Raw genomic sequence first — 14,070 nt, forward strand, 5'->3', positions numbered from 1 at the left:
CTGACGGGCTGTAGGACAAGCACGAGACCGACAGGCGGACGGCCAGGGCCGACAGGCGTCAAACCGCCCCGGCCGCCTATCGTCTAGGCGCTTAAGTCACCACCCGATAACAAGGCCGGTAGTCCCCCGAAATCTTCATCCGGCGCTGTTCGACGAAGCCGCGCAACAGCTCATCCAGGGCCTGCATGATGTCCGGGTCGCCGTGGATTTCGAAGGGGCCGAATTCCTCGATGCGGCGCATGCCATCTTCCTTGACGTTGCCGGCGACGATGCCGGAGAAGGCGCGCCGCAGGTCGGCGGCCAGCGCGGGCGCTGGGCGGCCGTGGTGCAGGTCGAGGGCGGCCATGGCCTCGTGGCTGGGTTCGAACGGCTGCTGGTACTCGAGCGGGATGTGGACGGACCAGTTGAAGTAGTACGAATCCTTCTGTTCCTTGCGGTGCGCGCGCACGTCGTGGATGCCTTCGGCCATGCGACGCGCCACGGCAACCGGGTCGCCGACGATGATCTCGTAGCGGGAAGCGACAGCTTCGCCCAGGGTGAGCCGGATGAAGCGGTCGATCTGCTCGAAATACGGCGCGGCGATGGTCGGGCCGGTCAGGATCAGCGGGAACGGCAGGTCGGCGTTCTCTTCGCGCAGCAGGATGCCGAGCAGGTAGAGGATTTCCTCTGCCGTGCCGACGCCGCCCGGAAACACCAGGATGCCGTGGCCGATGCGGACGAAGGCTTCCAGGCGCTTCTCGATGTCCGGCATGATCACCAGGTGGTTGACGATCGGGTTCGGCGACTCGGCGGCAATGATGCCCGGCTCGGTGACGCCGATGTAGCGCGTGTGATGCTTGCGCTGCTTGGCGTGCGCGATGGTGGCGCCCTTCATCGGGCCCTTCATGGCGCCTGGGCCGCAGCCGGTGCAGATGTCCAGCCCCCGTAGGCCAAGCTCGTAGCCCACCTGTTTGGTGTAGAGGTACTCGTCGCGCGAGATGGAATGGCCACCCCAGCACACGACCAGGTTCGGGTCCGACGGCTGCAGGATCCGCGCATTGCGCAGCTGCCCGAACACCGCGTTGGTGATGCCTTCGCTGGTATCCAGATCCCCGCGCTGGGCCTCCAGCTCGATTGCCATGTAAGCCAGGTCGCGCACCACGGCGAACAGCAGTTCGGCAACACCCCGGATGATCTCGCCATCGACAAAGGCCATCGCCGGTGCGTTGCTCAGATCGATGCGAATGCCGCGGTCCTGCTGGTTCACCTGGATATCGAAATCCGGATACAGATCGCGCGCGGCGCGCGGGTCGTCCGACGCACTGCCGCTGGTCAGCACGGCCAGCGCGCAGCGGCGCAACAGCTCGTGCATGCCACCGCTGGAGGCATCACGCAGACGCGCAACTTCCGCCTTGGACAACACGTCCAGGCCACCGCGCGGGTAGATCCGCGCATCCACCACCGGCAGCGCCCGTGCTGCCGTACTGCTGAGTTCCATAGCTTGCTCCTGTCGTATCTCAGAACTTTAGCGTACTCACCCGCACAAAAGAAAACGGCCGGGAGAACCCGGCCGTTTCTGCAAGCTTCGAACCGCTAGCCAGCTTTAGAACTGGTAGCGGAAGCCCAGCTGCAGCGCCCAACGGGAGATGCCGCGATCGTCATACACCGTGGACTGATCCGGCGTATTGAAGCGATACACGTACTTGCCGCTGGCTGCATCGATACCGCCGTACTCCACGACACCGCGCATGCCCGGGAAGCCATACTCTTCGACGCGGCCCCACTTCTTGTTGAGCAGGTTGCCGACGTTCATGACGTCCAGCCACACGGATGCCTTGTTGTCCTTGAAGAAGCCAGGAATCTCCTGCTCGATATGCAGATCGAACTGATTGATCCAGGAGTTGCGCGCGCCATTACGCTCGGCAACCTGACCACGCCGGGCAGCCAGATACTCGTTGCCTTCGATGTAGCTCCAGAATGCCTGCTCTTCTGCCGCGCTGCCGAACAGCACATCGCCGCGACCGGCCGGGATGTACAGCAAATCGTTCAAGCGACCATCGCCATTGGCATCGTTATCGAACGTGTAGCTGTACGGACGACCATTGCGACCCTGGTAAATCAGGCCGAGCTTGGTTTCGTAATCGCCGAAGAACGCATGCTTCCAGTTCAAGGTGCCGAGAATGCTGTTCTTGACCTCATAGGCTGCAGTCGAGGCAACGTTTTCATTGGCCTGGAACACCGCATTGTTACCGAGCTGCGAGCCCGAAGTCGAACTGGTCAGACCACTGACTTCATCGGCATCGGTGTATGTGTAGTACAGGCCCCACGACCAATCGCCGCCGTTGAAGGGCTTGTTCAGACCGAGGGTGAAACTCTCGCTCCCCCCCTTGTCGGTCGGACGTGCGATCAGCGCATCGTTGTACCGGCGGTCACGATTACCGCGTGCATCCACCGAAACGCCGCTGGGCTGCTGGCCATTGATGTTCCAGCTGCTGGGCCGAAGCCCATTGGCATTCCAGTAGATGTTGCGGCCATCCTGTCCGATTGCACTCGCCGCACCCAGATTCAGCTGCTGATAGTAGATGGCCTCGTTGACCTGAGTCACCACGGCCTCGGCAGATGCAACGATGCCATACCACGGAAGCTCGGTATCGAACGCGAGGTTCGCTTTCCATACCGAAGGCTGGCCCAACTTGCCATCAACGAAATCGACCGACTGCGTGCTACCCGCAACCGTCGTGCCGGTCGGCTGATTATTGATGTCCGGGGTGAAACGGATACCGTTATCACGCACCAGTGCCGGGCTGGAGAAGTTGTAATCCGTGTACGCCAAACCGGTGTTGGAATACGGATTCGAAAGCCATACCGTTGCTGCGGCACCCTGGAAAAGGCCTACACCGCCACGCAGCTGCGTCGGGCGATCACTATCAAAGGTGTAGTTGAAACCGAAGCGCGGCTCAAACAGACCATTGCCGTCGATCGTCTGGTCGTTACGGAAGCCAAACACCGTAGACGCTGCCGCGTTGTAGGCAGGGCTGTTTTTCACCATCGGCTCGTCGTAACGCAGACCGAAGGTCAGCGTCAGATTGTTATTGACTGCCCAGGTATCCTGCACGAATACGCCTACGTTCCGCATGCCCCAGTCGGCAGCGATATCGTCGATATTGCCGCTGTTGGAACGCGAGTAACGATAGTTCTGGGCAATATTGTTGCGATAATCCGAAATCGAATTGAACGTGTAGGAACCAAAGACGCGCTGCCCAAACAGGTTGAACAGATCGTTGTCTTCGTAGTCGAAGCCGAACTTGACGGTGTGGTCGTTCAAGAACAGCGTACCGGCGAAGAAGGCATTCCAGGTTTCGGTGCGCAGTTCGTTCGCTTGAGTGCTCTGCTCGGTCCCCAGATTGACAGTATTATTACCGATGCGCACTGCCACGGCCGGCAGCTGCGAAGCAGCCGTACGCACCGCCGAATAATCGCGGTAGGAGACCTTGGCTTCAGTCGAGAAGGTATCGGTCCAGTCGCTGAACAACTGGGCCGTATAGGTCTTGAGGCTGAAGTCGCGGACGTAGTGATACGAATTCAGCGACAGCGCCTGGTTGCCAAAGCCATTGAGGTTGGCGGTGCTCTGCTCGCTCTCACCATAGCGGAACGAAGCGCGATGCTTGTCGGAGATGTTCCAGTCGAGCTTGAAGCCCTTTTCCTCCGAATCCGAATCCAGCGCCGGCAGGGCGAGAGTTCCCGGATCGAAGCCATAGACATTGCGCGAGATGTCGATGATCTCATCGACCTGCGCCTGTGAGATCGGAACGATGTTGCTCGCACCCGAGCCGGTCGGACCGTAACCGGAGGCTCCGGTGAAAACACCCTTGCCCTTGTACTTTTCGTAATTGGCAAAGAAGAACAGCTTGTCCTTGACGATCGGGCCGCCGAGGGTCAGGCCGTAGGTGGCTTCGTTATCGAACAGCTGCGGGCGGATATCATTCTGGTTCTTGCCCGACCAATCGTTCTCGCGGTAGGTGCCGTAGACCGAACCGTGAAACTCATTGGTACCGGACTTGGTCACTGCATTGATCACACCGCCAGTAGCGCCGGTAATGGTCACGTCGTAATTGGCGACGTCGACGGAGATTTCGTCGATGACATCCATCGAGAACGGCTGGCGCGGCGTCGGCAAACCATTGGATTCGAGACCGAATGCGTCGTTGGTGCTGATACCGTCGACACGGATCAGGTTGAAGCGCGGATTCTGGCCACCCACGGAAATCTCGTTACGCGCCTTGTCGGTCTGCGCAACACGCGGATCCAGGCGCACGTAGTCCTGCAGGTTGCGGTTGATCGACGGCAGCGATTCGATCTGCTCGCGGGTCACGTTGGTGCCGGTGCCCATCTTGTTGGCGCTGAACAGCGCCGAGCCGTAGTCGCCACCGATGGCCTGCACCGCGCCAAGCGTGGTGACGTCACCACCAAGGGAAGCATCGACGCTATTAACCTGATTGAGGTTGAGGTACACGCCCTCTTCGGTCTTGGTGCCTTCGCCCGACTTGGTAATGGTGATCGTGTACGGCCCACCCACACGCAGGCCGCGCGCGTTGTAGCGTCCGCTGGCATCGGTGGTGGCGCGGCTGACCGTGCCCGATTCGACGTGGGTGATCGTCACTTCGGCATTCGGCACCGGTTGACCGGCGCTGCTGGTCACCAAGCCAGCGACGCCGGCAGAGGTGCTCTGGGCGAACACGGGGGCGGCGGCGAGTGCGGCAACAAGGCCAAGCGTCAGCTTGGACATGCGGAGACAGCGGGGGTGGGTCATTTCGGTAGCCTCGATACAGGTTGGGCAGTGACAAAAAGGCGCAGTCAGCCCAACCGTTCCCGGGGGTGGGCTGCCGATGATCTGGGGTCCCTTGCCGCGCGGCTGGTTGCTGCCGCAACGGTTAACAACAGATTAACACGCTAAGGCCTGATTGTGACGGCGACGTGACAAAGTTCGCGCAGTGCAACATGAACTTCGCATGTGAAGGCGTAAACGCCAGCTTGCGCAAAGTCGCGTGGCGTTCGCGACCGGCGTCGCGCAATCGAACTGGCTTGTCGGGTGCCGGGCGTCGTTTGGTCTAAAAGCGTAGCGATGGCAGTTGGAAGCCATCTCCCACTGAAGCCGTCTGGCGCCGCCGACCGCTTGTGCCTCCACGGGTCAGCAACGCGGCTTCAAGTTCCCGCCGGGCATTCATAGGTCGTCCCACGCACCCTGCCCGTCTATCACCGACTGGACTCAGATCGATACCGGCAATTTGAAGTAAGTCCCCAACCCGTCCAGGAACATCTGCACCGAAATGGCCACTAGCAACATGCCCATCAGCCGCTCGATCGCTGTCAGTGCGCGATGACCGAGCAGTTTGTACAACAGCGGGGCCGAGGCCAGGATGGTGGATGCACCGATCCAGGCGATCATCAGCGCCAGGCTCCAATCCCATAGCCGGGTGGGTTCGTTGCTGCCCATCAGCATCACTGCGGCCATGCCGGACGGGCCGGCCACCAGCGGGATCGCCAGCGGCACGATGAAGGGCTCGCCGTCGGGGATCTCGCCCATCAGGCCTTCCGGGCGCGGGAAGATCATGCGGATACCGATCAGGAACAGCACGATGCCGCCGGCGATCGCCACCGATTCCTGGCGCAGATGCATCAGCTCCAGCGCGTACTTGCCGCCCCACAGGAACGCCATCAGCACGAACAGGGCGATCAGCAACTCGCGCGCGAGCACGAAGCGCTGGCGCTTGGGCGGCAGCGGCTTGAGCACGCTGAGAAACACCGGAATGTTGCCCAGCGGGTCGAGGATCAGAAACAGCAGCAGTGCCGCCGAAAGAATGGTCATGCGGAAGGACTCCAGATCGCGCCGCGGTGCGCGCCACCGGCCGTGGACAACAAGGTGACGCAGGCGGCGGCATAGCGCGTGGGGTCCAGCGCTTCGCTGTCTTCCTGATGGGTGAAGGCGCGCGCGCGCAAGGCGGTGCGCATCGGGCCGGGCTGCAATCCGCTGATGCGGACCGGGCCGGCGGTGGTTTCGTGATGCAGGCTGGCGAGCAGGCCACGCTGTGCATGCTGGGCAGCGCCATAGGCACCCCAGTACGCCTGGCCAACACGTGCCGGGTCATCGACGACGAAGACCACCGCCGCATCGCCTTGCTGCCGCAACAGCGGCAGGCAGGCCTGGGTCAACCAGGCGCGCGCGGTGAGGTTGATATGGAGGTTGCGTGCGAAGTCGGCAGGCGCCGCGAGTTCGGCCGGAGTCAAGCCGGCAAAATCGGCGGCGCAGTGCAGCAGGCCGTGCAGGCCACCGAGCTCGGACTGCAGCCGCTGCGCGAGCGTGGCGTAGTCGTCCGGCGTGGCGCCGGCCAGCTCCAGCGGATACAGCAACGGCTCCGGACCCAGCTTGGCAAGCACGTCATAGACGCGCTCCAGCGGGCGCAGCTTGCGGCCGAGCAACACCACGGTCGCACCGGCGGATGCACACGCCTGCGCCGCCGCGCTCCCCAGCCCGCCAGCTGCGCCGGTGATCAGCACCACGCGGCCGGCAAGTGCCGCCGCGTCGGGCCGGGCCTGCGCCAGACTCACGGCTGGTAGGCCTCGCTGACGATGCGCTTGAGCTCGCCGGCTTCGAACAATTCCAGCGTGATGTCGCAACCGCCGATCAGCTCGCCGTGGATGAACAGTTGCGGGAAGGTCGGCCAGTTGGAATAGCGCGGCAGATTGGCGCGCACTTCGGGCTCTTCCAGCACGTTGATCGTGCGTAACTGATCGGCGCCGGCAGCCACCAGGGCCTGCACGGCGCGGCTGGAAAAACCGCACATCGGAAATTGCGGGGTGCCTTTCATGAACAGCACGATCGGGTGTTGTTCGACTTCGGCCTGGATCCGTTCCATCACCGGCATTGGACTCTCCTGACTGGGAGCGGCAGGCCCGACCGCCGGGTCGGATAGACTTCCGCAAAGGCGCGCATTGTAAGCCTTCAGCGCGACCTGTCGCCGCACTCCCTTCGCTGCCCTTGCCATCATGCCGATCGAACACCTTGCACTGCCCTACTCCCGCGTCGCCCTGGAGCCGCATCTGTCCGCCGCCACATTGGAGGCGCACCACGGCGTCTGTCACCGCAGCGAGGTCGATCGGCTCAATGCGCGCATCGAAGACAGCGAGTTCGCCGAGCTGACGCTGGAAGACATCATCGCGCAGGCACAAGGCACGCTGTTCCATCTGGCTGCGCAGGTGTGGAACCACAATTTCTATTGGCAGTGCCTGCGCCCACGCGGCGGCGGCGAGCCGCTGGGCCGGCTGGCCGACCGCATCGCCAAATCGTTCGGCGACTTCGTGCATTTCAAGCAGGAATTCAACCGCGTCGCCCTGGGCAGCTTCGGCTCGGGCTGGGTGTGGCTGGTGCAGCGCCCGGATGGTGCACTGGCGGTCGTCGCCACGCCGAATGCGTCCACGCCGCTCACCGGGCCGGACACCCCGCTGCTCGCCTGCGACCTCTGGGAGCACGCCTATTACCTGGATTACCGGCAGGACCGCGCGCAGTACCTGGACGCGTTCTGGAAGCTGATCAACTGGGAGTTCGTGACCAGCCGGTTGGGTTAGCCGCTTGCGCCGTTGCAACAGGTCAACGATCAGGTGACCTGTTGCAACAGCGTCCGGCGGCATCGCGCACTGCGTGCATCTTCGCCACAGACCTGCGCATCGGCGAGGCCAGCAGTGCCAGCGATGGCTCTGCGAATCACCCTTCGCTCAAACGCGCTAGCACCGGTCCGACCTGCGCATCACGCTGCAGCGCGGTGCCTGCTTCGCTCAGTGCCTGCGCAAGCGCCTGCGGCGTCTCGGCGCGCAGTGTGGCGTGGCCGACCTTGCGGCCCTCGCGCGATTGCTTGCCGTAATCGTGCCAATGCCCACCGGGCACCGCCAAAAATGCAGTCGCGTCCGGCATCGCGCCCAGCCAGTTGAGCATGCAGGCATGCCCGCGCATCGAGGTACTGCCGAGCGGCAGACCGAGCACGGCGCGCACATGATTTTCGAACTGTGAGGTCTCGGCACCTTCGATGGTCCAATGCCCGGAGTTGTGCACGCGCGGCGCCATCTCGTTGGCGAGCAACTGACCATCGCGTACGAACAGTTCCAGCGCGAACACGCCGACGTAGTCCAGCCGCTCGGCGATCGCACGCGCATGCGTCTCTGCCGCAGCCTGCAAGCCGGCATCCACCCGCGCCGGCGCAAGACTGGCCGAGAGCACGCCGTCCACATGCCAGTTCTCGGTCAGCGGCCAAGCGCGGAATTCGCCATCGCGCCCACGCACTGCCACCACGCTGACCTCGCGCTCGAACGGCACGAAGGCCTCCACGATAAGCCCGACCTTCGCCGCCTGCGCGCCGAGCGCGTCCCACGCGGCATCGGCATCGGCCAGCGTCTTGATGCGGAACTGGCCCTTGCCGTCGTAGCCGAAGCGACGTGTCTTGAGCACGCACGGCGTGCCGATACGGGCCAATGCAGCGTCGAGCCCTGCACGGTCGTCGATGGCGGCGAACTCGGGTACCGGAATGCCGAGCTCGCGGAACAGGGTTTTTTCGCTGAGCCGGTCCTGCGCCACCGCCAACGCGGCAGCGCTGGGAAACACCGGCACCTGCGCGGCCAACTGCTGCGCGCCGGCGGCCGGCACGTTTTCGAAATCGAAGGTGATCACATCCACGTGCGCGGCGAATGCGGCAAGCGCGGCGGTGTCGTCGAAGGCGCCCGCCTGCAGCGGCGCCACCTGCCCTGCGCAGGCATCGGTGGCCGGGTCGAACACCGCAAACCGCAAGCCCAGCGGCGCACCGGCCAACACCAGCATGCGGGCCAACTGGCCGCCACCCAGAATGCCGACCGTGGTCATTGGCGCGGGTCGTCGCTGGCCATGACATCGTCGGTCTGCCTGGCGCGGAACTGCGCCAGTGCCTGACCGATCTGCGCCTGCTCGGGCGCCAGCATCGCAGCGGCGAACAAGGCCGCATTGGCCGCGCCGGCATTGCCGATCGCAAACGTCGCCACCGGAATCCCGGCCGGCATCTGCACGATCGACAGCAGTGAATCCATGCCGTTGAGCGCCTTGGACTGTACCGGCACACCGAGCACCGGCACCGCCGTCTTGGCCGCCAGCATGCCCGGCAGATGCGCCGCGCCACCGGCGCCGGCAATGATCGCGCGCAGACCGCGTGCGCCAGCCTGCTCGGCATAGCTGAACAACACGTCCGGTGTGCGGTGCGCCGAGACCACCTTGACTTCGTAAGGCACGCCCAGCGCATCGAGCTTCTGAGCTGCGTGTTGCATGGTTTCCCAATCGGAACGGGAACCCATCACGATGCCGACCAGCGGCGCGGAGTGGTTGGAGGTCATGGCCCTGCCCTGCGGTAAAGACGTATTCTAGCCATCTTCCACGCAAGACAAGACTTCGATGGATCGCAAACTGCTCGACCTGCTGTGCTCGCCCGACACCCGCCAGCCGCTCTCGCTGCTCGACGGCAAGGGCCTGGAGGCACTCAACACCGCCATTGCTGGCGGAACCCTGCAGCGTGCCGACGGCACCGCGCAGACACAGCCACTGCGCGAGGCGCTGATCACGCGCGACCGCAAGCAGATCTTCCGCGTCGATGACGGCATTCCGGTGCTGCTGGCCGAAGAAGCTATCGGCACTGCGCAGATCGCCGACTTCCCCGAAAAGTGAATCCTTCCGTACGCACCACCGTGCCGGAGGCACCACCGGCCGCGCTGGTGGACGCCGATGTGGCGCGCGCGCTGGCCGAAGACATCGGCAGCGGCGATGTGACCGCGGCACTGTTGCCCGATCAGCCAGACAGCGCGTACCTGCTGTGCAAGCAGGACGCCGTGATCGCCGGGCGGCCATGGTTCGACGCCACGCACCGCGCACTCGATCCGCAGGTGCGGATCGACTGGCAGGTGCACGAAGGCCAGCACGTCACCGCCGGCACGGTGTTGGCGCTGCTGCATGGCCGCAGCCGCAGCCTGGTCAGCGCCGAGCGCACCTCGCTCAACTTCATGCAGACGCTGTCGGCCACCGCGACCGCCACCGCTGCATACGTGGCTGCCGTGGCCGGCACCGGCACGCGCATCCTGGACACGCGCAAGACGCTGCCGGGCCTGCGCATGGCGCAGAAATACGCGGTGCGCTGCGGCGGTGGCGACAATCACCGCATCGGCCTGTTCGACACGGTGATGCTGAAGGAAAACCATATCCGCGCCGCCGGCTCGCTGAGCGCCGCCGTGCATGCCGCACGTGCGCAGCAACCGCAGTTGCCGCTGGTGGTCGAGGTGGAAACGCTGGAGCAGCTGCACGAGGCCTTGCAGGTCGGTTGCACGCGCATCCTGATCGACGATTTCGACTCGTTAATGCGTCGCGACGCGGTGCACATCGTTGCCGCCCTGCCGCGCGAACAACGCATTCCGCTGGAAGTCTCCGGCAGCGTGGATCTGGCCGGCATTGCCGCCATTGCGGCCGATGGGGTGGATTGCATCTCCATCGGCGGGCTCACCAAGCACGTGCAGGCGGTCGATCTGTCGCTCAAACTCGGCCCACCACCGCGCTGATTTCACGCGTGCCCGCAGCCGGCTCTGTCAGCCTGCTGCGATTGTTCTGTGCAGGATCTGCGATGACTGTAAAACCTTGGCCGTGGCTCTGTCTGGTGTTGGCCGCATGGGGCGGCACCGCGGCCGCCGCGGAAGTCTGCGATGTACCGCCGCGCTTCGGCACCAGCCCTGCAGCAATCGCCATCGTGCGTAGTGCCTGCAACGAGCATCGCCTGTGGCAGCACCCGTTTATCGACGCCAAGGGCCGTCTGGCCAGCCTGGGCGTGACCGAAGCCGAATCGGGCTATCTGGCCGACCACGGCGTGGTCGCGTGGCAACGCGTGGCCGGCTACTGGCGCGACAGCGGCACGCTGGCATCGATGGGCGGCCGCCCCGGCGCATCGAGTTGCGCGGCCCTGGATGGCACGCGCTATACCGCCAGCGATTGCCGCGCGTTCCTGGTCGACAACCCGTGGTCGGCCGCCTTCATCTCCTGGGTGATGACGCAGGCCGGTCTGAGCGGTTTCCATCGCTCTGCACGCCATCTGGATTACATCCGCAGCGCCTACAACGATGGCGCCAGCGGCCCGTACCAGTTCACCGACCCGGCGGTGGAAAAACCCGCCCCCGGCGATCTGCTGTGCCTGCTGCGCGGGCGCAGCGCTGCGCTCGGCTACGCCGGCCTCAAGGCCGGGCTTGGCGGCAGCGCGCCGATGCCGTGGCAATCGCATTGCGACGTGGTGATCGCCGCCAACGTCGGTGGCGATCGCACCCTGTACCTGATCGGCGGCAATGTGTTCAACACGGTGATGATGCGCAAGATGCCGCTGGACCGCGCAGGCCGCGTGGTGTTGCCGACACCCCAATCTGACGGCAGCCAGGACCAGAGCGAGGACGGCCTGGGCATCGCCAGCGAGTGCACGCCGGCACACGAAGAACTCTGCGATTTCAATCGACGCGACTGGGCGGCCCTGTTGAAGCTGCGCCCGGATGCGCTGATGACCGCGCCACCACCGGTCGAACCGCTGCCTTCGCCAACCACCTTGCCCACCACGATGCCACCGGGTTTCCCGCGCGTGGTGCCGCCGCGTCCGGAAACACAGCCCGCGCCGACACAGCAGCCCGGGTAAGCAAGGATCAAAGCCCCTCTCCCATCGGGAGAGGGTTGGGGTGAGGGTACGAAGGCGAAGCCTTGACCAAGGCTCAGCCACGCGAGGCTTCGCCCGTACCCTCATCCGCCCCTGCGGGTCACCTTCTCCCGCAGGAGGAGGATCAAGTCAGGCGCCCTTGCTGAACACCCAACAAAAAAGCGGGCCGAAGCCCTCTTTTTCGTGACGCATCAACCAGCGGCGATTACTCGGCCGACGGCGGAACGCCCTCGCCTTCTTCCACTGCCTTGATCGACAGACGGATACGGCCCTGCTTGTCCACTTCCAGCACCTTGACGCGGACCAGATCGCCTTCCTTCAGCTTGTCGCCGACCTTTTCCACGCGCTCGCTGGAGATCTGCGAGACGTGCACCAGGCCGTCCTTGCCCGGCAGGATGGTGACGAACGCACCGAAGTCCATGATCTTGGCGACCTTGCCTTCGTAGATGCGGCCCGGCTCCACGTCCGAGGTGATCTGCTCAATGCGCGACTTCGCAGCTTGCGCAGCAATGGCGTTGACCGAGGCGATGATGATCGTGCCGTCGTCCTGGATGTCGATCTGCGTACCGGTTTCCTTGGTGATGGCCTGGATGGTCGAGCCACCCTTGCCGATCACTTCGCGGATCTTGTCCGGGTGGATCTTGATGGTCAGCAGACGCGGCGCGTAATCGCTCAGTTCCTGGCGCGGAGTGGTCAGGGCATGCGCCATCTCGCCGAGGATGTGCAGACGGCCGGCCTTGGCCTGCTGCAATGCCTGCTTCATGATCTCTTCGGTGATGCCTTCGATCTTGATGTCCATCTGCAGCGCGGACACGCCTTCGGCAGTACCGGCCACCTTGAAGTCCATGTCGCCGAGGTGATCTTCGTCACCCAGGATGTCCGACAGCACGACGAAGTCGTTGCCTTCCTTGACCAGACCCATCGCGATACCGGCGACCGGCGCCTTGATCGGCACACCGGCGTCCATCAGCGCCAGCGAGCTGCCGCAGACCGATGCCATCGAGGACGAACCATTGGACTCGGTGATTTCCGAGACCACGCGGATGGTGTACGGGAATTCTTCCAGGCTCGGCATCACTGCCAGCACGCCGCGCTTGGCCAGACGGCCGTGGCCGATCTCGCGACGCTTCGGCGCACCGAAACGACCGCACTCGCCCACCGAGTACGGAGGGAAGTTGTAATGGAACAGGAAGTTTTCTTTGTACTCGCCCGAGACGGCGTCGATGACCTGACCGTCGCGTGCGGTGCCGAGCGTGGTGATCACGATCGCCTGGGTCTCGCCGCGGGTGAACAGCGCCGAGCCATGGGTACGCGGCAACACGCCAGCCTTGGCGCTGATCGGACGCACGGTATCCAGTGCACGGCCGTCGATGCGCACCTTGGTCCTCAGCACCGAGCCGCGCATGGTCTGGTATTCCAGCTCGCCGAATTCCTTGGACAGGTCACCGGCAGCCCAGCCTTCAATCGTGGCGCGCGGTGCCAGCGCACCCAGCACGTCCTTCTTGATCGCCGAAATTGCGTCGCGGCGCTGCAGCTTGTCACGCACCTGGAAGGCCGACGCGAGCTGCTCGCCCACCGCTTCCTTCAGCGCAGCGATCATGCCGTCATTCTTGGCCGGAGCCACCCAGTCGGACGGCTTGGTGCCGGCTTCGACGGTCAGCTCGTTGATGATGTTGATGACCTTCTGCATCTCGCGATGGCCGAACGTCACCGCGCCCAGCATCACTTCTTCCGACAGCAGCTCGGCTTCGGACTCGACCATCAGCACCGCATTGGCGGTACCGGCCACGACCAGCTCCAGCTGCGAATCCTTCAGCTCGGTCACGGTCGGGTTGAGGATGTATTCGCCATTCTTGTAACCGACCTTCGCCGCAGCGATCGGGCCGTTGAACGGGGTGCCGGCCAGCGACAGCGCGGCCGATGCGCCGATCAGCGCGGCGATATCGCCGTCGATGTCCGGGTTCATCGACATCACGGTGGCGATGATCTGCACTTCGTTCTTGTAGTCCTCCGGGAACAGCGGACGGATCGGGCGATCGATCAGGCGCGAGATCAACGTTTCCTTCTCGGTCGCACGTCCTTCGCGCTTGAAGAAGCCGCCCGGGATGCGGCCGCCGGCGTAGAACTTCTCCTGATAATCAACCGTCAGAGGAAAGAAGTCCTGCCCTTCGCGCGCGCTCTTGGCGGCGACGGCGGTGACCAGCAGTACGGTGTCGTCAAACTTGACGATGACGGCGCCGCCTGCCTGGCGAGCGATTTCGCCCGTCTCCAGGGTGACGGTGTGCTTGCCGTACTGGAAGGTTTTGGTGATTTTTGCCACGGAGGTTTTTTCCCTTAGGTGTTGCTGTCT

12 protein-coding genes are annotated in these 14,070 nt (G+C 64.1%); 4 read left to right on the forward strand and 8 right to left on the reverse strand.

Features of this window, described 5'->3' with window-relative positions; all coding sequences use genetic code 11:
* Positions 1 to 91: 91 nt before the first annotated feature.
* From ppnN to grxD, 5 genes are all read right to left on the reverse strand, one after another.
* On the reverse strand, positions 92 to 1,477 hold the full coding sequence (gene ppnN / locus KHN93_RS13345) for a nucleotide 5'-monophosphate nucleosidase PpnN (RefSeq protein ID WP_016901083.1): 1,386 nt from the start codon (positions 1,475 to 1,477) through the stop codon (positions 92 to 94).
* Positions 1,478 to 1,582: 105 nt separating this feature from the next.
* Positions 1,583 to 4,789 carry a TonB-dependent receptor gene (locus KHN93_RS13350; RefSeq protein WP_167705559.1) on the reverse strand — a complete coding sequence of 1,069 codons (3,207 nt, stop codon included), beginning with the start codon at positions 4,787 to 4,789 and terminating at the stop codon, positions 1,583 to 1,585.
* Positions 4,790 to 5,245: 456 nt separating this feature from the next.
* The gene (locus KHN93_RS13355; RefSeq protein WP_006450537.1) at positions 5,246 to 5,845 is read right to left on the reverse strand and encodes a YhgN family NAAT transporter; all 600 of its coding nucleotides are present in this window, start codon (positions 5,843 to 5,845) and stop codon (positions 5,246 to 5,248) included.
* On the reverse strand, positions 5,842 to 6,585 hold the full coding sequence (locus KHN93_RS13360; protein WP_104559463.1) for an SDR family NAD(P)-dependent oxidoreductase: 744 nt from the start codon (positions 6,583 to 6,585) through the stop codon (positions 5,842 to 5,844). Before KHN93_RS13360 ends, KHN93_RS13355 begins: the two co-directional genes overlap by 4 nt.
* A complete protein-coding gene (gene grxD, locus KHN93_RS13365; RefSeq protein WP_104559462.1) occupies positions 6,582 to 6,902 on the reverse strand; it encodes a Grx4 family monothiol glutaredoxin in 321 nt (106 codons plus the stop codon). The genes KHN93_RS13360 and grxD overlap by 4 nt, the downstream gene beginning before the upstream one ends.
* A 121-nt stretch (positions 6,903 to 7,023) precedes the next feature.
* Here grxD and KHN93_RS13370 point away from each other — a divergent pair, with 121 nt between their 5' ends.
* Positions 7,024 to 7,602, forward strand: a complete 579-nt coding sequence (locus KHN93_RS13370) for a superoxide dismutase (protein ID WP_104559461.1) — start codon at positions 7,024 to 7,026, stop codon at positions 7,600 to 7,602.
* Positions 7,603 to 7,738: 136 nt separating this feature from the next.
* Here the strand turns inward: KHN93_RS13370 and KHN93_RS13375 are convergent, their stop codons facing one another.
* A complete protein-coding gene (locus KHN93_RS13375; protein WP_211920380.1) occupies positions 7,739 to 8,884 on the reverse strand; it encodes a 5-(carboxyamino)imidazole ribonucleotide synthase in 1,146 nt (381 codons plus the stop codon).
* A complete protein-coding gene (gene purE, locus KHN93_RS13380; protein WP_039510673.1) occupies positions 8,881 to 9,384 on the reverse strand; it encodes a 5-(carboxyamino)imidazole ribonucleotide mutase in 504 nt (167 codons plus the stop codon). The genes KHN93_RS13375 and purE overlap by 4 nt, the downstream gene beginning before the upstream one ends.
* 58 nt (positions 9,385 to 9,442) lie before the next feature.
* Between purE and KHN93_RS13385 the strand changes: the two genes are divergently transcribed.
* The 3 genes from KHN93_RS13385 (at position 9,443) to KHN93_RS13395 (ending at position 11,702) form a co-directional block, all read left to right on the forward strand.
* Entirely contained in the window at positions 9,443 to 9,712 is a 270-nt protein-coding gene (locus tag KHN93_RS13385; protein WP_024937963.1) for a Trm112 family protein, read from the forward strand.
* Positions 9,709 to 10,593 (forward strand): carboxylating nicotinate-nucleotide diphosphorylase, encoded by an 885-nt coding sequence (gene nadC, locus KHN93_RS13390; protein WP_211920382.1) that lies wholly within the window; start codon positions 9,709 to 9,711, stop codon positions 10,591 to 10,593. The genes KHN93_RS13385 and nadC overlap by 4 nt, the downstream gene beginning before the upstream one ends.
* 62 nt (positions 10,594 to 10,655) lie before the next feature.
* Positions 10,656 to 11,702, forward strand: coding sequence for a DUF2272 domain-containing protein (locus tag KHN93_RS13395; RefSeq protein WP_047124257.1), 1,047 nt, complete (start codon positions 10,656 to 10,658; stop codon positions 11,700 to 11,702).
* Between the two features lie 223 nt (positions 11,703 to 11,925).
* Here the strand turns inward: KHN93_RS13395 and pnp are convergent, their stop codons facing one another.
* Positions 11,926 to 14,040 (reverse strand): polyribonucleotide nucleotidyltransferase, encoded by a 2,115-nt coding sequence (gene pnp / locus KHN93_RS13400; protein WP_211920384.1) that lies wholly within the window; start codon positions 14,038 to 14,040, stop codon positions 11,926 to 11,928.
* Between the last annotated feature and the right edge of the window lie 30 nt (positions 14,041 to 14,070).

The organism is Xanthomonas arboricola pv. juglandis, from assembly GCF_905367715.1.
In the GTDB taxonomy this organism is placed as follows: Bacteria; Pseudomonadota; Gammaproteobacteria; order Xanthomonadales; family Xanthomonadaceae; genus Xanthomonas; species Xanthomonas arboricola.